At 40.5% G+C, this 20,874-nt stretch carries 16 protein-coding genes; 1 reads left to right on the plus strand and 15 read right to left on the minus strand.

The window, feature by feature from the left end:
• Window positions 1-249: 249 nt before the first annotated feature.
• From HMPREF1481_RS08135 to pbp2b, 11 genes are all read right to left on the minus strand, one after another.
• Window positions 250-1,299, minus strand: coding sequence for a DUF389 domain-containing protein (locus HMPREF1481_RS08135; protein WP_000126416.1), 1,050 nt, complete (start codon window positions 1,297-1,299; stop codon window positions 250-252).
• A complete protein-coding gene (locus HMPREF1481_RS08140) occupies window positions 1,296-1,619 on the minus strand; it encodes a potassium channel family protein (RefSeq protein ID WP_000825751.1) in 324 nt (107 codons plus the stop codon). Before HMPREF1481_RS08140 ends, HMPREF1481_RS08135 begins: the two co-directional genes overlap by 4 nt.
• Window positions 1,620-1,899: 280 nt before the next feature.
• The gene (locus tag HMPREF1481_RS08145; protein ID WP_006151097.1) at window positions 1,900-2,202 is read right to left on the minus strand and encodes a TMEM175 family protein; all 303 of its coding nucleotides are present in this window, start codon (window positions 2,200-2,202) and stop codon (window positions 1,900-1,902) included.
• A gap of 353 nt (window positions 2,203-2,555) precedes the next feature.
• Window positions 2,556-2,948, minus strand: a complete 393-nt coding sequence (rpsI, locus tag HMPREF1481_RS08150) for a 30S ribosomal protein S9 (protein ID WP_002893764.1) — start codon at window positions 2,946-2,948, stop codon at window positions 2,556-2,558.
• Window positions 2,949-2,966: 18 nt separating this feature from the next.
• Window positions 2,967-3,413 carry a 50S ribosomal protein L13 gene (rplM, locus tag HMPREF1481_RS08155; protein ID WP_002876943.1) on the minus strand — a complete coding sequence of 149 codons (447 nt, stop codon included), beginning with the start codon at window positions 3,411-3,413 and terminating at the stop codon, window positions 2,967-2,969.
• A 159-nt stretch (window positions 3,414-3,572) separates the two neighbouring features.
• Entirely contained in the window at window positions 3,573-4,280 is a 708-nt protein-coding gene (locus HMPREF1481_RS08160; protein ID WP_016466202.1) for a YwaF family protein, read from the minus strand.
• Window positions 4,281-4,402: 122 nt separating this feature from the next.
• The gene (locus tag HMPREF1481_RS08165) at window positions 4,403-4,978 is read right to left on the minus strand and encodes an NUDIX hydrolase (RefSeq protein ID WP_016466203.1); all 576 of its coding nucleotides are present in this window, start codon (window positions 4,976-4,978) and stop codon (window positions 4,403-4,405) included.
• A 21-nt stretch (window positions 4,979-4,999) separates the two neighbouring features.
• Entirely contained in the window at window positions 5,000-6,373 is a 1,374-nt protein-coding gene (locus HMPREF1481_RS08170) for a UDP-N-acetylmuramoyl-tripeptide--D-alanyl-D-alanine ligase (protein WP_016466204.1), read from the minus strand.
• 53 nt (window positions 6,374-6,426) lie between these two features.
• A complete protein-coding gene (locus HMPREF1481_RS08175; protein ID WP_016466205.1) occupies window positions 6,427-7,470 on the minus strand; it encodes a D-alanine--D-alanine ligase in 1,044 nt (347 codons plus the stop codon).
• A gap of 165 nt (window positions 7,471-7,635) precedes the next feature.
• On the minus strand, window positions 7,636-8,232 hold the full coding sequence (recR, locus tag HMPREF1481_RS08180; RefSeq protein ID WP_006152788.1) for a recombination mediator RecR: 597 nt from the start codon (window positions 8,230-8,232) through the stop codon (window positions 7,636-7,638).
• 10 nt (window positions 8,233-8,242) lie between these two features.
• Window positions 8,243-10,285: a penicillin-binding protein PBP2B gene (gene pbp2b, locus HMPREF1481_RS08185; protein ID WP_016466206.1), complete on the minus strand. Its 2,043-nt coding sequence runs from the start codon at window positions 10,283-10,285 to the stop codon at window positions 8,243-8,245.
• Window positions 10,286-10,477: 192 nt separating this feature from the next.
• On the opposite strand from pbp2b, the gene HMPREF1481_RS08190 reads away from it, so the two are divergent.
• Window positions 10,478-11,329 carry a MurR/RpiR family transcriptional regulator gene (locus HMPREF1481_RS08190; protein WP_016466207.1) on the plus strand — a complete coding sequence of 284 codons (852 nt, stop codon included), beginning with the start codon at window positions 10,478-10,480 and terminating at the stop codon, window positions 11,327-11,329.
• A 115-nt stretch (window positions 11,330-11,444) separates the two neighbouring features.
• Here HMPREF1481_RS08190 and HMPREF1481_RS08195 read toward each other — a convergent pair whose 3' ends face one another.
• The 4 genes from HMPREF1481_RS08195 to HMPREF1481_RS08210 form a co-directional block, all read right to left on the minus strand.
• On the minus strand, window positions 11,445-17,912 hold the full coding sequence (locus tag HMPREF1481_RS08195; RefSeq protein ID WP_016466208.1) for an alpha-L-fucosidase: 6,468 nt from the start codon (window positions 17,910-17,912) through the stop codon (window positions 11,445-11,447).
• A 312-nt stretch (window positions 17,913-18,224) separates the two neighbouring features.
• A complete protein-coding gene (locus tag HMPREF1481_RS08200; RefSeq protein ID WP_016466209.1) occupies window positions 18,225-19,109 on the minus strand; it encodes an ROK family protein in 885 nt (294 codons plus the stop codon).
• A 15-nt stretch (window positions 19,110-19,124) separates the two neighbouring features.
• Window positions 19,125-20,042: a dihydrodipicolinate synthase family protein gene (locus tag HMPREF1481_RS08205; protein WP_016466210.1), complete on the minus strand. Its 918-nt coding sequence runs from the start codon at window positions 20,040-20,042 to the stop codon at window positions 19,125-19,127.
• Between the two features lie 164 nt (window positions 20,043-20,206).
• Window positions 20,207-20,857, minus strand: a complete 651-nt coding sequence (locus tag HMPREF1481_RS08210) for a YesL family protein (protein WP_016466211.1) — start codon at window positions 20,855-20,857, stop codon at window positions 20,207-20,209.
• Between the last annotated feature and the right edge of the window lie 17 nt (window positions 20,858-20,874).

Here is a 20,874-nt window from a genome sequence, read left to right on the forward strand (position 1 = left end):
AGCTTTTTTCCAATCAAATTCAACTAATTTTATCCGAATGGTGTGGATTTTACCCCCAAAATTACAGAGAATGGAGCTGATAAACACTAAACGTTCACACCATTAGTTAAATGATTTTTTGTTCATCATTTTTCTTAGATGATAGAACTTCTAATTTATTTCTTATTCAAGCAAAAACAACCTGCTATAAGTAAGAAAGAGGAAGATACAAGAAAAACACGGCGTAAAAACCGATTCAGTTCATTGTCCTCAATCCTTGTCTGCTTCATTTTCTTTTACGAGATCGTTTTGTGAATCTTTTTCAGAGAGTTTTTGATCAATATACTTGTCAATGTTTTCATAAAATTCCTTGGTCGCTTCACTATCTAATGTTGGCGAGTTCTGAACTTGATTCACTTTCAATTGAACAGATTGAATACCGTAAGAGGCTTGTTTTTGGTGGAGTGTTTCTAATTCTTCTTCTGAAATCGGATCTCCAACAACCGTCAAGACCAATTCATTGTTACTTGACTTGTAGACTTGATTAATAACCGTATAATTGGCGAACTCTTTTCCTACAAACTGTTTGATCCCTTCTTTGCGCGCTTGTTCTATTGTCAGAGTAACTGCCGAATAGCTAGCTGGAAGAATCAACAATACAATCAAAGATATCAAGCCAATTCTCATTTTAATGCTCAGCTCTTTAAATGAAGTTAAAGGAGATTTTCTCATCAAAATTCTTGTTCCAACAATGTTGGCTAGCATGATAAAGACACAGTTGATCAAGAAAAGATAGAGAGCCCCCAATAAAAATCGTACATTCCCATTAGCTAAACCATAGCCAGCAGTACAGATAGGCGGCATCAGAGCTGTAGCAATGGCTACTCCTGGCACGATATTGTTTGCTTCTTTTTTCCTTGAACCGATCACACCAGCAATCCCACCAGCAATAGCAATGAGGACATCCCAAATGGTTGGAGAGGTTCGTGCAATCAACTCGCTACTTGCATAAGACAAGGGAGAAATCCAGAAATACAGAGTCGAGACAAGCAAACTGACCAACACTTGAGTCAATAAAACCTCTAGAGATTGCTTGATTAAACGCGTATCAAAAATAGCTAAACCGAATCCCAGTCCAACAATCGGTGTCATGAGAGGTGAAATCAACATGGCTCCTATAATGACAGCTGTTGAATTCATATTTAGTCCGATAGAGGCAATAAAAATTGCACACATCAAAATCGCTGTATCTCTCAATCGAACATGAAGGTCATCGTATAATTTCTCACGGTATTCCCGTGTTGAATAATTGGCAGTCATTTGTCCTCTCCTCTTTCCTTATTTAAATTGGTATAATAATTAAAAATAACAGCTGATAAACAGCCAAAAAATATGAGCCCATAAATCGTCAAGAAGACACTGGTAATCCTTCCAATCAAGGTCACAGCTAGGAGATCCCCGTAGCCGACAGTCGTCGAAGTCACAAAAGCATACCAAAGACCGTCTCCGTAATTTGTGATAGCAGGTTCAACTAGGAAAAGCACGCCTCCTGACCCAAAAACAAAGGTCACAAAACTCAGAGCAAACCGAGTAAAACCCGTAACCTGCATAATATGCCATAACATTTTTAAACGTTTCATTTGTTCTCCTTATTCATACTAGCTCCTGACCGAGCCGTTTTTTTCCAATAATCAAAGTGAAGATAGGACATGATCTCCATCAGAGAAAGATAGACAAACTGATAGATCTGATTTAAGCTGATTATCAACTGATATTGTTTGAAAAATGACTGGAAGAAAGATCAGATATGACTGTCTTGAATCAGTCCCTTCTTAATATCAGACAGGATATTAGCTAAAGCTCCCAAGGACTGAAACGGTAAATCCTTGACATTTATATAGATCCGGTCCACCACATCATTCAGACTGGTATCTTGGATGGCATGAAATTCTCCAAAGAGAACTCCTGCCGCTCCAAGAGTAGAAACAAATTCCACCAAATAATTTCTGAGGAAATTTTCTCAACCTTTTCCCATAATGTGTTTAGTGCCATCCATAACGATCCCAACCAGAAAAAGGAAAGAAAACAAGCAAAGAAATTTTGCCGTAAATCCCAAAAAGCTTCAAGACTTGGTGTTGTTGGTTTTTCTAACTCTAAAACCAAGATGGTCATAATAATTGCTAGAACAGCATCTGTCAATACAATTAATCTGTCTTTCTTCATCGGATTGCATCCCCTTTCTTTTTTGTAACATTCTATCTTATCGCATAATATTGGATATTCTTTCATAATCCGACTACAAACAAAAATAAACCAAAAAGTATGTCCCTATTATACTATATTTAACTCTAGAAGTATTCATCCATCTAATTAATAAATATATCATATTTCACAATAAGTGAATACTATCAAAGATTCATCCCCTTTCACTTCATCATGTAGTGTTGCTTAGATTTATCAAAAACAACCAAATTTGTATTAATTTCAAGTATCACCTAGTTACAAAAATTTGGGGTGAACAGAAAAAGCATCCCGTATTTTTGATACGAAATGCTTTCAATAAGTTTAAATAAGTTTTAACGTTTACTAAATTGTGATGCTTTACGAGCTTTTTTCAAGCCTGGTTTCTTACGTTCAACTTTACGTGAGTCACGTGTAAGAAGTCCTGCGCGTTTCAATGAATCGCGGAAGTCTGGGTCTACTTGAAGAAGGGCACGAGCGATACCGTGACGGATAGCTCCTGCTTGACCAGCGTATCCACCACCTACAACGTTAACGAAAACGTCGTATGAACCTGCAGTTGAAGTAACTGCGAATGGTTGGTTGATTACAAGACGAAGGTCAGCGTGTGGGATGTACTCTTCAACATCTTTTTTGTTAACAGTGATTTTACCAGTTCCTGGAACAAGGCGAACGCGTGCAACAGCGTTTTTACGACGTCCAGTACCTGCATATTGTGCTTGTGACATACTTTATTGTTCCTTTCCTTAGATAAGTCCTGAAATATCAAGAACTTCTGGTTGTTGTGCAGCGTGAGTGTGCTCAGCTCCAACGAATACTTTCAATTTCATACCTTGAGCGCGGCCAAGAGTATTGTGTGGAAGCATACCTTTAACTGATTTCTCAATCAAACGTACTGCATTTTTAGAACGAAGTTCACCAGCAGAGATTGATTTCAATCCACCTGGGTGGTTTGAGTGAGTGTAGTAAATCTTATCAGTTGCTTTTTTACCAGTCAATTTAACCTTTTCAGCATTGATAACGATTACGAAGTCACCTGTATCAGTGTGTGGTGTGAATGTTGGTTTGTTTTTTCCGCGAAGCACGCTAGCAACAACTGCTGAAAGGCGTCCAAGAGGTACATCAGTTGCGTCAACAACGTACCATTTGCGTTCTACTTGGCCTGGTTTAGCCATGAATGTAGTTTTGTTCATGATTTCTCCTATATGAATGTCGTTTTTGTTTACAGGGCGGATGTTCCGGTCCGCAAGTTATTTGAAAGGTTCCGGGGCCTTACAAATGGGGTAAACAATACCGCCTACTATTGTATCAAAATTCTCAGATAAAAGTCAAGCGGTTGGGAAAATATTTTTTTATTTCTGCCAGATTCGTAGTCTTCTTTCCCCCTTCTCCTCAAGCATAGTCTGAAAAGCTTTAGAGACTAAATAAATGGCACAAGTCAAGAATAGGGTAACGACTAGATAATTGATCAAAGGACCGTGGTCTCCAACCAATGGTGGTTTTGTCAAAAAGCCATAATCTCCACCCGTCATTAGATTAATCATAAAGATCAGCGCATTAAGCGAAGATGTGATGATTAGGATTCGTTTGAAATCCAATAAATTAGCATCGTAGTCCTTCAAGAGATAAATAAAGGAATTTCCAAGAAGGGCTAAGTGTCCGAAAATAAAGGACAAAATGGCAATATGTGGGAAGGGATAAGGATCTGGTACTGGATAAACAAAGGCTGCCAAAGTCCCAAAGGTTCCGAGAACAGCAAAATACTGTTTGACTCTAGAGACACCCGGGGTCAAAAGCACTACAAACATTGCTAAACGGCAATGATAAAAGGGTAGGCTTTCTGTTAAAGGCATCTGATTGACCAAATACCAACCGTAGAGAAGGATTAACTGGGTCGCCTGTAAAATCTGGAAAAATCGCTGACAAATCTTATTATTACCATAGCGATAGGCAAGAAATACAGTCAATGCCAATAAACTAAATAGACTTCCATACCAAAGAAGATCAAATTGGGGTGGCTCTGTCGGCTTCGTGCTAAATAAAGCATCCCAAACATTCATGTAACTTTCCTCATTTTCATATAAGCAGACCTCTTACTCATTTCTATAGAGCCTAGCTTACATTTATTTCTTATATTTTTGTGTTCCAAAGTAGCTATCGGCCTTAAGATAAAGCCAAGCTTCTAATCAATATATTGTTCCCGCTCACCCTGATAAACCTGCCAAAGAATATCCATTTGTTCCTTAGTTATTCTTTTTTCAGATAAGGGAGGGAGAGCCGAAATGTCAAAAAATCCTAATTCAGCAACTTCTTGATTTTCTTGAAATTGTCCATCTAATAACTGACAGTCAAAGACGAACTTTGCATACTGCTTGTTCTGAAGTTGAAAGCGGTTGGTATCAAAAACTGCCAATAAAGAGCCTACTTCTGCTGAAAATCCTGTTTCTTCCTGAACTTCTTTTCGAATATTTTCCTTGGGAGAATATCCTATCTCACCAAAGCCACCAGGTAATGCCCAAGTATCCTCTCCTTGTCCTCTAACCAAACAAATCTTCTGGTCTTGAACAATCCAAGCTCGCACATCCATCAAGGGAGTTGCATAGCTACCTGACGGCTGAAAAATTGCAGTCAATTCCTCTTGATTGAGCTCTGTTTGATCCTGCAAAACACTCCATAAAATCTGACGTAAATCCTCATAACGTTCACGGTCAAAAGGATCCCTTGTATAGGTCAAACCAGTATCGGTAATGGCTAACATTCTCTGCAGAGCCTTGCAAAATCAGTTGTGCTCATTTTCTAGACTTTCTACTAGCTTAGCTAGATTCATAGAGTTAGAACCTTTAAGCAAGATTTGGTCATGTGCACCAAGACTTTCCTTAACTTGCTTGACCATGGCTTCAAACTGGTCTTCCTCAGCTGTTTTCTTAAAGTAATAAACATGACCGATTGGGAACATTTGACTGGCTAGTTGGGCCAATTCCGCAATATCTTCACCGTAGAAAATTACGGTATCAAGGGCATCGGGTGTAATGCTCAAAATCATTTGATTGTGGAGTTGAACAGACTGGTCTCCAAGTTCTTTCATATCTGCCAAAACTGCGAGTTTCTTACCACCTTCATTGGCTGGAATGGCAGAGAAAGTCTCTAAAATCAATTTCATGGCAGTTGGATTGGCATTGTAGACATCTGACAAGATATCTGCACCGTTGGCAGCTTTTTTCCACTCGGTACGATTGCGGGTCAATTCAAGATTTTGGAAGGCTTGATGGATTTGCTCCTCAGTTACTCCTTCTTGCAAAGCAACATAAGATGCAATCATGGCATTGGTCGCATTGTACTTACCAGTTACTGGCAAGTCGAGAGCCTGTTCCAAGAAATTAGCCTTGAAAGTTAAGCTATCCTTACGCTCAATCAATTCTGTAATTTTGAGTTCTGCACCTGGACCAAAACGGACCACTTTTTGCTCAGTAGGTAGATAATCCTCTACAATAGGATCAGCTGGTGCTAAAAGCAAGGTACCCTTTCCCATCCCATCAGCGATTTGCAATTTCCCTTTGGCAATTTCAGAACGGTCTTTAAAGAAGGCCAAATGAGCTTCTCCGACCAGAGTCACAATAGCTGTCTTTGGATGAGCTAGTTCAGATAAGAGATGGATGTCTCCTAGATGATCCTGTCCCATTTCCAAGACTAACTTTTCAGTGTCATCTGGCATATGGAGAACCGTGTAGGGAAGCCCAATCTCGTTATTATAGTTCCCTTGTGTTTTGTAGGTTTTGTAGCTTGTTGAAAGCAAATGGGCCAACATATCCTTGGTCGTTGTCTTCCCATTTGAACCTGTAACAGCAAAGACATCGACTCCTGTCTTCTGAAGGTAATAGGCCGCAAGAGCTTGAAAGGCTGTCAAGACATCATCTACTAAAATGTAAGGATGACCTTCTACTTCCTTTTCTGACAGAGTTACAACAGCGCCATTTTCAAAAGCTGTCTCGATAAAGTCATGACCATCACGCGCCCCCTTTAGAGGAACAAATAAATCCCCAGGTCCAATCAAACGACTATCAAACTCAGCCTTGACTAGCGGGCTATCCGCATAACTTGTCACATCATTTTTTGCACCGACGACACGCGCAACTTCGTGAATCGTAAGTTTCATGTTTACTCCTTTAAAAAGGGGCAGGGAGTCTTGCCCCGCCCTTATAGTTGTCTTTACAATAGGTGTGCTTCGCGTTTATCAAAACTCTCTTTAGCAAGGTCCACCAAACGCTCAATTAGTTCTGAATAGCTAATCCCCATGTTGTCCCAAAGTAATGGATACATAGACCATTGGGTAAATCCTGGCATGGTGTTAAGCTCGTTTAGGAAAACTTCACCCTTATCTGTATAGAAGAAGTCGCAACGTGATAATCCAAGTCCACCAATGGCACGGAAGGCAGCTTCTGCATTTTTACGCATGACTGCTACTACATCATCACTAATCTTGGCTGGAATATCCATAGTAATCTTGTTATCAATGTATTTTGCTTCGTAGTCATAGAAGGCTACGTCCTTGACAACTTCACCAGGAAGCGTGCTCTTGACATCATAGTTTCCTAAAAGCCCAACTTCGATTTCACGCGCATTGACGCCTTGTTCTACCAAGACACGGCTATCATATTTAAAGGCGAGTTCGAGAGCTTGATGGAGTTCCTCTTTATTTTCAGACTTAGAAATACCAACACTAGAACCCATATTTGATGGCTTGGTAAAGACTGGATAAGTTAATTTTTCTTCAACTTCAGCAATCTTAGAAGCCAAGTCATCCCCTTCAACAATGGCTACGTAAGGGACTTGGGCAATTCCAGCAGATTCCAAGACACGCTTAGTTGTGATTTTATCCATGGCAAGATTTGAAGATAAGATGTTACAACCGACATAAGGCATTTTCAAGACTTCTAAGAAACCTTGAACAGAACCGTCTTCTCCCATAGGTCCATGAAGAACTGGAAAGACAACTGCTCCTTCTTCATAGATGGCACTTGGAGCAACTTTCTTGTCCCAATCAATCGTTTCATTAGTCATGAGGCGTTCATCTTGACCAGGAGTTTGGGTAAATTCTTGGGTTTTGATGAAATCACCAGACTGGCTGATAAAGAAAGTTTTGACCGCAAAACGATCATAATTAACCGCACGCATGACACTCTCAGCTGACAATACAGACACTTCACGCTCTGCACTGCGTCCACCATATAATAAAATAATTGTTTGTTTCATATGATTGTCCTATTTCTACTAGAATACTCGCTTTTTAGTATATCACATTTGTTTATTTTTTTAAACTTGAATAGCAAAAAAGAGACTGGATTAAAAATAAATCCAGTCTCTTGATTTCTTGAAATCTTATATGCTAACTAATTGCCTGTTCTATATCCTTACAGACTAGAGTTCTGTACGATTTTCGATGGCTCTCAGGAGCGTTACTTCATCTGCATATTCGATATCAGCTCCTACCGCTAGTCCTCGTGCTAGGCGAGTAACCTTGATCCCTGCGGGTTTGAGAAGTCGAGAGATGTACATAGAGGTCGCTTCACCATCAGCAGTCGCATTGGTTGCTACGATAACCTCTGAAACCTCGCTATCCATGAGACGAGTCATAAGACTTTTGAGATTGATATCATCTGGACTAATCCCATTCATAGGCGAAATAAGGCCATGTAGGACATGATAAAGCCCGTGATATTCCTGGATATTTTCCATGGCAGCGACATCTCGACTATCCTCCAGAACCAGAATCGTAGATTGATCACGGCTAGGATCCGTACAGATAGAACATGGATCCTCATCTGTCAAACGTCCACAAATAGAACAATAGGTCAATTCTCGCTTGGCTGCAAGAAGATTTTTGGCAAATTCATTGACGTCGTCATCCGACATCCCAATGGTATAAAAGGCCAGTCGGGTTGCTGTCTTAATCCCGATACCTGGAAGTTTAGAATAACTGTCAATCAGCTTAGCTATAGGCGTTGGGTAAAGCATGGCTTCCTTTCTAGTTCATTGGATGGTGTTGATTGTATAGATTGATAATGTCGCGAGCAATCGAAGGTCCAACACCGTTAGTTAGATTGGTGTTATGCGGGAATACGACCGCAACCGCAATCTGTGGGTTATCTGTTGGTGCATAGGCCACGGCATTGGTATTATTGGCTTTTTGACCACCATTGACGTAACTTTCGGCTGTACCAGTTTTTCCGCTGATAGAGACTGCTGCTCCATTTGAAAATGCGCGACCTGTCGTAAGAGCACTTGTTCCGTGTGATACTTGGTAAAATCCTTGTTGCAAAATAGATATGTCCGACTCAGAAATATTGATCTTATTCATTTCTGTGCTGTCCGTTTGCTTAATGAGCTCTCCAAGACCACCTTGCTCATTGTTGTCATAGATTCCTTCTACGATGTGAGGAGCTAAACGGACTCCATTATTGGCAATGGTTGCAACGTACTGAGCCAACTGCATTGGTGTGTAGTTATCGAACTGTCCGAAGGCATTATTTAGGTAGTTGGCCAAATCATAGTCTTTAGGAATAAATCCTGTCGACTCATCTGGTAGGTCAATCCCTGTAGAAACTCCCAAACCATATTCACCAAATGTTGAACGTAGTTTGCCCATAGCAGACTCAAGATTGTTGGTTCCTACTGTCATATTCGGCTGATAGGTTTGTCCCATGATTCCGAGGGCAGTTTGAACCATGTAGGTATTGGATGAATATTCCAAAGCCTCAACAGCTGTAATCGGGAAGGAGCCATAAGAGAGTGTGTACCAAGAATTAATCGGTGCAGAACCTTGGAAAACAATTGGTTGGTCCGTCAAGGTTTGGTTACCTGATAAGACTCCATTTTCCCAACCGGAACTGATGGTTGCAGCCTTGACGACAGAACCTGGAACAAAGACATTAGTGACAGTTCCGAGTGAGTCTGAGGTCAATTCACCCGTTTCTACATTGTGCTTCATTCCTGACATAGCCAATACAGCTCCTGTCTTAGGATTGAGGGCTACTGCATAGACACCTTCTGAATATCTAGCTCCACCATTTGCAAGTTCTGAGTTGAAATAACTTTTTAGGAGACTGTCCACGCTATCTTGGAAGGCCAAATCAATGGTTAATTTAATGTTTTTACCCTTGCTTCCTTCTTCAATATTTTCTACACTCTCCATATCTCCATGCTTGTCCAAATGGATTTCCTTAACTGTCCGTTTTCCTTGCAAGACTTCTTCGTATTGTTTTTCAAGATAAGAAGTCCCAACACGGTCATTGAGCGAATATCCTTTTTTCAAATAAGCATCCACCTCTTCTGCTGGAAGACCAGATTTTTCACTAGAAACACTTCCAACAATAGATGCAAGAGAAGTTTCTAGGACTTTTCGATCCCATGAAGTAGAAATCGAAATACCTGGCAATTCCTTAGATGCAGATGCAATCAGAGCTACCTGCGTATCCGTCAAAGGATCGGTTTGGATATTCCCTGTCGCAAAATTTTCTACTGAATTGAGTTGGCTAAAGAGGTAGATTGCTTTCTTTTCATCCTCTGAATAATCCAGCTGATTGCCTGCAATACTCTCAGCAGCATTGTTATAGAGATCCGATTCAGAAAGTTGATTGCCATCTGAATCGTACCGTTTATCTTTTGGAAGAGCTTCGACTGTCTTCTTATAAACTTCTGCATCAGCCAAATAGTAGTCAGCCATTTGACGGTCCGTCAACTCTGGAGAAGTAACTGTGACGTAGTCCAACAATTTTTTAGAAATGTCTTTCAAATCCGCCGCAGTCATCTTGTTGCTTCGTGTGAAGGAAACAACTTGCTTCACAGTATTTTGAACCAAAGGCTTTCCTGCTGCATCATAGATTTCTCCGCGAGCAGAACCCATGGTTACCCGTGTTTGACTCGCTGAAGCTAGCTTAGTCTCGTAGAAATCCTTGTGAAGAACTTGCATATACAGTAAGCGGCCGATAATTGCTAAAAAGAGCAAAATGACGATTGCGAATAACAAATTAAGCCGTGTCGGTATCGAGTGGCTATTGAATTTTCTCATACAAATCAGTCTCGTTTCTAATCAAAATCTTACTTTTCATTGTACCATAATTTAGGGAGAAAATTATGGAAAAAGAAAAGACTTTTCCTTTTTGGTCCAAAAATTATTTTCTATGATATAATGGTAGTAAGCGCTATATTATTTGTTAGATTTATCAAAGTAATTCTGGCAAATAGCTATAAAAGGAGTCCCATGAATAAGCAAGATATCTCTACGATCATTGATCTTCACTTTGAAGAAATGACCGATTTGGAGCAAGAGATTGCCCGCTATTTTCTGCAGGCAGATACGATAAATGATGACTTATCCTCTCAGCAAGTCACTCAAAAACTTCATATTTCTCAAGCAGCGCTCACTCGTTTTGCCAAGAAATGTGGTTTTAAGGGTTATCGAGAGTTTATCTTCAAATACCAACAACAGAAAGACACTCTTTCCACTCCTCAACAGGATATGAACCCTTTGACTCAGAGAGTTCTCAGAAGCTATGCAAATCTACGAGAAATTTCTCAAGGTTTGATTGACGATGAGCAACTGGAGCGTGTGGCTCAGATGATTGACCAGTCAGAACGTGTATACTTTTTCGGAACAGGAAGTTCTGGTTTGGTAGCACGTGAGATGAAGCTACGTTTCATGAGACTGGGTGTCGTCTGTGAGGCATTGACAGATCCGGACGGTTTTGCCTGGACGACTAGTATTATTGATGAAAAATGTTTGGTCTTTGGTTTTTCCCTCTCAGGAACAACACCATCTATCATCGACAGTTTACTAGATGCACAAGATATGGGAGCTAAGACTGTTCTCTTTACAAGTTCTCCCAATAAGGAAACCCAAGAATTTACAGAGACAATATTGGTGGCGAGCCAGAACCAGGCTCCTTATATCCAACGAATCTCTGCGCAAATCCCAATGCTAATTATCATTGATTTACTCTATGCTTATTTCCTAGAAATTGATCGCGAAAGTAAAGAAAAAATCTTTAATAGCTACTGGGAAAATAAGAAATTGAATGGTTATCGTAGAAACAAAAGAAATAGAATGCCCTGAAATAGAAAACTATTCAGGGTTTTCTATTTCTAGTCACTATCGATAAAAAAGGGAACCCTCAATGGATTCCCTTTTTTTATAGTGCTACATCACACTTTATTTGATTTTCTCTATGCTAATCCTTCACATCTTTTTTGAAGAAGAATAGCATCATTCCTGAAACAAGAGTGAGAGCAGGTAAGAGAGCTGAAGTTGCTTCTTCTCCTGTTGCTGGCAACTGTTTGCCAGCTGAATCAGCTGCAGTTCCCTTCGCCTCTAGTTTGTCTTCTCCCATAGGTTGTGGTGCAGGAGTTTCTACATTTGTTGGTGTATCAGGTTGATTGGCATCTTTGTAGACGACTGCATAGACACCCAGATGTGGAGCTACAAATTCAAGTGCTGAACCTTTCTGTTCAAACTTGACTTCCTGCAATTCTTGATTTGCATTCATAGCATAGACATTAGCTACGTCTGAAGATACTAAGACTTGCACAAGAGCTGCACCTTTCAACTGAACAAGCTCACCTTTTTCATTCTTCAATTGAACTTGATACGCATCGAAACGTCGACCTTCCAAGACTTGATCAGCAACCTTATCAACCTCAAGAACAGAACCTCCATTGAGATCCCCTTCACGGGCAATTAGTTTCACGTTTGTTGAAGCATCTTTCAAAACCTTCAATGTGCTATCAGTTGATGGACTTTCTTCCTTGGTACCAACTTCGATAATACGATCTTGGGCTTCCTCACGTTCAACCTTGACAACCTTACGTTTACTACCATCGACTTCTACATAAGTAGTCACTTGTCCGTCTTTTCCTTCGGAAATAACTTGTTCTTTACCTTTAGCTAAATCAGCGTTCTCACGGCGAACAGTCTTGAAGGCGATTGGTTCTTTCTCTACTTTTAGATTTGGTAGATTAAAGTCCAAATTCATAACGCCTTCTGTCGGCATAGCAGTTCCTTCTTGAGTACCGACTTCAACGATGCGGTCTTGAGCTTCCTCACGTTCAACCTTAACAACCTTACGATCGCTTCCATCAACTTCTACATAGGTCGTTATTTGTCCGTCTTTTCCTTCAGAAACGACTTGTTCCTTACCTTTAGGTAGAAGAGAATTTTCACGACGAATAGTGTTGAAGGCAATCGGCTCTGTCGTTACTTCAAGGCTTGGTTGAGTTACACTCAATTCTTTAACACCTTCAGTTGGAAGATTTGAATGTTTCACTTCCTCTTCTGGTTTGCTTGGCTCCTCTGGTCTTGCAGGCACTTCTGGAGCTGGTTCCTCTTTTGGTGTCGCCTGAAGATTGTTGATAGATGTCAAAGCGTCTTTCAAGGCCTTATCTACTGCATCCTGAGTTTTGGCTTCTTCGATAGCTCCCAAGGCTTGCTCTGCAAGTTCAACTAGTTTCTTCTTAGCTTCCTTGTCATCACCTAGCTCAGCTGTTTTATTTTTAATCGCTTCGGACAAGCTTTCCATAGCTTTATCGTAGTCAATCTTAGGCTCTTCTGGTTTGTTTGGTTCCTCTGGCTTAGTTGGCTCCTCTGGACGTGCAGGTTCTTCAGGAGCTGGTTCCTCTTTTGGAGTTGCTTGAAGCTGATTGATGGATGTCAATGCTGCTTGCAAGGCCTTATCTACTGCATCCTGAGTCTTAGCCTCTTGGATAACTGTTAAGGCTTGCTCTGTTAATGCAACTAGTTTCTTCTTAGCTTCCTTGTCATCACCTAGCTCAGCTGTTTTTTTCTCAATTGCTTCTGTCAGACTTGCCATAGCCTTGTCATAGTTTGGCTCTTCTGGCTGATCAGGTGTAGGTGTGTCATCTGCACCATAATTATCTTCCTTATCAAGGATATGTTGCAAGACAGCTGCTGTTTTGAGGACTTCTTGTGGTTTCGCATCACTTGCTGCAAGCTGCTCTGATAATTTGTCCAAGTTCGACTTGAAGGCTTGACGCGCTTCTGGTGTATTCTTCAAACTTGTTTGGTCAAATTTAACCAACTCATCCTTCCAACTCTTCATCGCTTGGATTAACTCTGCTTTGGTATAAAGAGCACTATCTTCACCATGAGTGATGAACTGGTCAACTTGGATACCAATATTTCTCGTAGTATCATTACGTTTTGGATCCAATTGCAAGGTTACAGCATGCCAACCCTCTTCGAGTCCAGTCAAACGAACGAGAGTCTGACCACCTTGACGGGTAGTAGCTGTACCACTGAAGTACTTCTTACCGTTGTATTCAGACGCATTCCCTAGACCATCTTGATACTCGACTTTTCTACCGTCTAGCGTTACTCTGTAGATACCATGTCCTGGATCCACATATCCTTTAATTTCGAGACCTGTACCGTAGAAGTAGGCTGTTACACTAACATTTTTCTTCTGCTCTTCTGTCAAATGACCAAATGATGCCCATGATTCAGTATTTTGATATTTATCTGCTGAATTCGTTTCATGGTGCCAACCTGGGCTATAGTCAAGCTGACTAGCCTGATCGTCATAGCTAGTTTGGTCTTTTAGAAGCAATTCTGCTTTCATCACTCGAATCGTTGCTTCTGAAGCGAATCCAAGAAGAGCATTGTCAGAAACGCTGGTCATTTTCACCTTGAAGTCAAAGATAGAGTCAGCTTGCTCAGTAAAGTCAATCGTTGGAATCGTGATAGTTTTTTCAGTTTCACCATCTTGGAAGGTTAGGTCAGCTGTTGTATCCTTGTAAACCTTACCGTGAACCCCAGTTCCTGGCTCTGTTACGACATGGACTGTTGCTACACCCTTACTTCCACCAACACGTTTGATGGTTACAGTTACCGGTTGACCTTTTTGAACTTCATAGGTTGTTTCTTTCATCTCAAACATACCCTTGCCTGCATTGTTGAGGGTGTAAATACCTTCAGTTGCAATGGCTTCGCCAGTTTTATTGACAAGTTTGATAGTATGTTCACCAGGAGCCAAGTCATCTGTTTCATAGACCATTTGGCTACGTTTACGAGTTGCATTCTTGGTTTGAACATCTGCAACTTTTTGACCATCCACATAAACAGACATTTCCCCGTGGTTTGGATCGACGGTAGAAACAACATATGCTTTTGTTCCTGTGAAGCGGTAAGTTACGCTAGCGTCTTTCTTGTTGGTCCACATAGATGTTCCACGGATACCTTCAGATTCATCATACCAAGTTGTATTTTCTTTATCGGCTGTGGTATTTGAATGGTAATCCAATCCAAGTGGGTAGCCATCTGTTTTCTCGATACTGCTTGGTGTCTTATAAACAGAGAAGTTTGTCAAAATAGGTGTTGCTTGTGCACCAGTAATCGTCACGCGAATCTTTTGTGCTTCTACTGGCTGACCTTGGATCAGACGACGATAACCAACAGTTGAGCCTTCACCGTATGGTACCCAACGACCGTTGAGCTCCACTTCAACCTTGAATCCAGAGATACGTTGCCCTTTAGCGATATCTTCTTTGAGTTCGACCACGTCAAAGCGTCTCTTTTGACCTAAATCAACAGTGAATTCTCCTGTCTTAGCATCATTTGCTGGCGCCCAGCTGGTATCATCCTTACCATCTGTTAGGTGGCTTGCTTGATACAAGTGATTCTTACGAGTAGAGCTTGCAGTAACTGTTGCACCCTTAGCAAAGTCAGTCGCATACATTTGGTCCAAGGTTGCTCGGAATTCTTTCAAGCGAGCTACATCTGCATCTGCGAATCTACCTTCTTTATTTGGTGGAATATTGAGTAGAAGTGGCGTTCCACGACCAACAGATTTGAAGTAAATATCCATCAAATCTTTGATTGATTTTGGTTGTTGATTGTCATGGTAGAACCAACCTGAACGGATAGAAACGTCTGCTTCACCGACAGAGTACATATCTCCTTCTGGATCCCCATGGTTGAGATATTCATTCTTCACATCGTCAGTGATTTTAGCTTTCTTAACCTTATGCCAAACTGGATCACCAGCAATACCACGTTCATTACCAATCCAACGTACACTTGTTGGTTGAGCAGAGAAGATAGCGATATCTCCTTCAGCTTTCTTGATGTACTCAAACCACTTATCAAAGGTATAGGTTACTTTTTGAGCCCCGCTACCACGCGCACCATCCATCCATACTTCGATGAACTTACCGTTATTTCCGTATTTAGGATTACCAAGGATTTCCTTGAGTTGGTTGAGGTAGTATTCGTTGTACTCTTTTTCAGTATTCACGTGATAGTTTGGATTGTTTGCATCCCATGGTGATAGGTACACACCCATATTCATATCATACTTAGTTGCTGATTTTGAGATTTCTTCGAGAAGGTCACCCTTACCATTTTTCCATGAACTAGCAGCTACGGTATGTTTTGTGTATTGAGAAGGATAGATGACAAATCCGTCATGGTGTTTGACAACCATGATAGTTCGTTTGAATCCGGCATCCTTCAAGGTCTTAATCCACTGGTCTGTATCAAGATTTGTTGGATTAAAGTACTCAGGATTTTCTCTACCATTTCCCCACTCAGAGTTGGTATAGGTATTCATACCATAGTGGATGAAGGCAGCCAATTCTTCCTTATGATAATCTAATTGAGCCTTGCTTGGTAGTGGACCGTAGGCAGCAATTTCTGTTTCTTCGTCCTTTGGATCCACTACCGGAGTTATAGGAGTTACTGGTTTTGGATCTTCAATTTTTTCGTATTCAAAAATAACTTCATTCACCCCTTTGTGTTGGATTGTTGCTTCTTGGCTTGCATTGACTGCACGATAGCCTGCAATTTCTTTGGCTTGGAATTTATGAACGAAAGAAACATCATATTCCTTCCCTTCATTATTATCCACATCTGCAGTAATCAACTCTTTATCAGAATCTTTCAAGCGATAGTGAACTTCAAAAGAACCTCTATTGACTTTGTAGACAACCTTAATAACACGAGTTCCGGCAGGTGCCTTGCTCACAACACTATGGTCCTCAGTCCAAGCATCTTTCAATTGTTTATTAACAGGAGCATCGCCAATTGAAACAATTTCGTATTTTTCTTTATTCTTCTTGTAGAAGTCGGTTTTCTCAATTTCTGATTTGTAGTTATAGCTAAATGGAGCACCAACTTCAGCCTTATCAACAAAGGTATCATTTTCTTTGACGAGGTTGTCATTTTCGTCCACATGTTCGATGACCACACGACCATAGTCAACCCCTTCAACAAGAGTAGCAAGGCCACTATTGTCAAAGGCATACTTGTTTCCACCAATGACAGCTGTGGTATTTCTGAGTAATTGTCCTTTTGAATCAAAGTAATAGCGATTATCGTTATCACCTTGATACCAGCCTTCTTTGACACCGTATTTTTCAATGATGCCTTTAACCCATGCTAATTGTTCTGGAGACAAGACTAGACCTCCACCGAAGCGGTCTTTTTCAGCAATATTCATATTGTCAACAGTCCCACGTTGGTGGATTCCGATAACTTTTCCTTCACCGTTGATGATACCACCACCAGAAAGTCCAGAAACAGAAGTCAAACGATAAGTAATACCAACTGTTCCCTTATCATCATATTTTTCAGTACCTTTAACAACACCATCAGCCTTATACAATTGACCAGGTACGATTGGTTCCTTCAATTCTGGAGAGCTTGAATCTGTAGGGTAACCAATTGTGCTAACAGGTTCTCCGGCTTTGTATTCTCGATGTTCTGCTAGAGGAGTGAAGGTCGCAGCCTTATTTGGACTAGCGATTTGAAGTGGAATAGGTGCTACGACCAAGGCTAGGTCATTCTTGTAACCTTCACCAAACTTTTCTTTATTCCAGAAATGGATATCCTTTTCCTTGAAAATAACTGTTTTTCCTGAATCTGGTAGAGATCTGACCTTTGGACTATTTGAACCGACATTGTAGTAGAACTTAGCAGTATCACCACCACGGATAGAGCCCGCATTGGTATCTGCATCCTTGACTAAGAAATTATGCGCTACTGTCAGGATGATGTTTGGAGCAACAAAGATACCTGAACCTGAGTTAAGGTAATCCTGTTTACCGCCATTTGCAAGTGGAGAGCTAAAAATGCTATAAACCATCGTCGCAGAGGTAGCTGGTTGACCTTCATAATCAATATGTTTGAGATCCTGACCACCATTGATAATGGCTCTATTTTCTTTCTCACCCTCAGCTGGACTTACTTCTTCAGCTTTTAGAATACTTTTAGTCTCAACTTTGGGAGTTTCTTTATCTGACACAATTGCAGTAGTATCTAACTTCTTGACTGGAGTGTCAGGATAGGCACGGTCAGGAATTTCTGACGGGAGTAAATCTCCAGCTTCCTCACTTGTTTTTGGCTCTTCTGTTACTTTTTCTGTCGCAGGGGCTTCTTTTGCTGTGACTTCTTCTTTAAGAGTAGTGGCTACTTCTTTGACATCCTTAACTGCTTCTACCTTTTCTTTTTCCTTATCTGTCACATTTTTTGCTTGACTATCTACTTCGAGTTTTGGTTCTGTCACGACTTCATTAGCAGCAACATTTCCAGACGCAAAAAAAGCCAGCCCAACAGCCACTGAAGCAACACCGACTGTTAGCTTACGAATACTGAATATTCGGCTTCTTTCTAAAAAATAATGTTTCATCAAATTCTCCTAATGTTCAAAAGCAGTCAGCTACTGCAGGAGCCCAGTTTATGCTGGCGACAACTTTGGTTCTTCTTATCTACCTTAAAAATCCTCTTCCTCCCAGCCTTATTTTCTGTTCAAATCCATTTTAGAAATCGCTTACATTTTTTCGAAATAAAAAAATGTTTTGATTTTTAGGAATGTCTTTTCGAGATTTCTCAGTATAATAAATATACTATATTATCCTTTAAAATGCAAGGGTTTCCAAAATTTTATTAAAGTTTTACCTGAACTTTTTCCTATTAAAAAACCTAAATTGGCAAAGCCAATTTAGGTTTGTTTGGTTCTAAAATGATAGTAGGCACCGAGCATACCGGCAGTATTCTGATGGTGGGCAAATTCAAGTTGTGTCTTGTCTGCCAAGCTTGGAACGAGAGCATCTTTCAAAGCCTTACGAATCTTAGGTTTTAAAATTGCTTCTTGTCCCATGATGCCACCGCCAAGGATGACGACTTCTGGATTAACCACATAACAAATATTTGCTAAACCTTTACCAAGATAATCTACCATACGGTCAATTCCCTCCATACAGAGTTTATTACCTTCGGTAGCTTCTTTGAAAATTCTACGACCATTCCAATGTTCTACATCTTCACCATGAGCATCAGCTACATACTTCACCAAGGCAGTTGTAGATGCTAAATCTTGGAAGGCTCCATCCTGCATATGCATATAGCCAACTTCACAGGCTGAATTACTGAATCCGTGGAAAATCTGACCATCGATGATTAAGCAACCACCGATACCTGTCCCAATGGTTAAGCATAGCGTTATGCCTGCACCATCTCCTGAACCAGATACCGCTTCTGCTAGCCCTGCGCAGTTGACATCATTTTCAATCTCACAAGGAACTTGGAAACTTTCTTCAATTTCTTTTTTAAATTGAGTCCCAGCATAGTTCGGAATCTGTGGACCAGCATAGAAAATCTCACCTTTATCAGGGTCAACCATTCCCGCAGAAGAAATCGCCACACCTGCCACTGGACCTTTTTCGAGATAGCTAGCTACAATGTCTTTTGTTTTTTGTAAGATATGCGGACCACCCTTATGTGCCTCAGTTGCTACTTCGTGAGACTCTACCAGTTGTCCATCTTGGTCAATCAAACCATATTTGATATTAGTTCCACCAATATCAATTGCAACGTAATTAGTCATAAAGCCTCCTATTGATTAGAGGAAACGCTCCTTAGTTTCACGAATCAATTGAGCAGCTGCTTCAACAACTGGACGATCTTCTTCGGTCACTGGTGTAAGTGGAGAACGAACTGATCCGATATTAAGCCCTTCATTGATTTTCAAGACTTCTTTGATAACACCGTACATATTTCCATGTGCAGCAGTCAATTTACCAATGATAGCATTGATTGCATATTGCAATTCACGCGCTGTTTCTAGGTCTTTATCCGCAATCAATTGGTTGAGTTTCAAGAAGAGTTCTGGCATAGCACCATAAGTACCACCGATACCAGCTTTTGCTCCCATGAGACGTCCGCCTAAGAATTGTTCGTCTGGACCGTTAAAGACGATATGGTCATCGCCACCAAGGCTAACGAATGTTTGGATATCTTGAACTGGCATTGAAGAATTTTTAACACCGATAACACGTGGGTTTTTCAACATTTCTGTGTAAAGACTTGGAGTCAAAGCAACACCTGCCAATTGAGGAATGTTGTAGATAACATAGTCTGTATTTGGTGCTGCAGCACTGATGTCGTTCCAGTATTTTGCTACTGAGTACTCAGGCAAACGGAAGTAAATTGGTGGGATTGTTGCGATAGCATCTACTCCCAAACTTTCTGCATGACGAGCCAGTTCAATACTATCTTTGGTATTGTTACAAGCTACGTGAGCAATGATGGTCAATTTACCTTTGGCAACTGCCATGACTTCTTCCAAGATCAATTTGCGGTCTTCTACGCTTTGGTAGATACATTCACCTGAAGAACCGTTGACATAAAGTCCTTGAACACCTTTATCAATAAAGTATTGCACCAAAGCACGAGTACGTTCTGGGCTTACTTCGCCCGCATCATCATAACATGCGTAGAAGGCAGGAATGACGCCTTCATATTTTTTTAAATCTGACATAGATTTCTCCTAAGATTTCTTATTTTCTGCTCTGAGCAGATGATTTTTTACTATTTTAGTATACACCTTGTAAAAAGCGCTTTCAATACATCTCAGCCACTTAGATTTTAATTTCTATTCATCTCCCATAGCTTTTCATGTTTGAAAGTAGTTTCATATCATTTTCAATCTGCTTGATATTTAGCAAACAATTTTTCCATTAATCCAGCTTGGCAAAAGGCAAGAAGGCCAAAGCCAAAAAGTAGAAATGCTGAACCACCAAGTACGAGCGTAAAGCCTGATAGATAGAGAAGCATCATGATTAATAAAATAATCGCAAGCATCAAGAAGAACCACACGAAATTAAAGCTAACTAAGAGCAAGCCCTTTTGAAGAACTTCTTTACAAGTTAAGTCATAGCGTGCTGCAATTGGATAGCTAGCCAACATAACTAGGGTTAAAAATATCAGAATTCCCAAGCAAATAGCCTTAATTAGCTGGAAGCCTAGACTGGTTTGCCCCCAGAATAGAGATAAGTCAACCACGCTAATCAGAAAAATTCCTAGTTCCAACAAACCTAACTGGAGACCTAATTTCAAATTTTGCTTAAAAGCTCTCATATACGTTCTAAAAACAGGAACACGTCGACTACCCTTAACTTCGAAAATTGTCTGATAGAGACTGATCTTTGCTACTCCGATTGTCACAATAGGCAAACAAGACACCACAAAGAGTAGGTTAACCGTCACGATGTCTAAAACCTTCTCACAAAATCGCATAAGAAAGTTATCCGTATCGAATGCTGCTTTTATCAATCCAGATCCTTTATGTGCCATTGTTTGCTCCTCCTAAC

The organism is Streptococcus sp. HPH0090, from assembly GCF_000411475.1.
In the GTDB taxonomy this organism is placed as follows: Bacteria; Bacillota; Bacilli; order Lactobacillales; family Streptococcaceae; genus Streptococcus.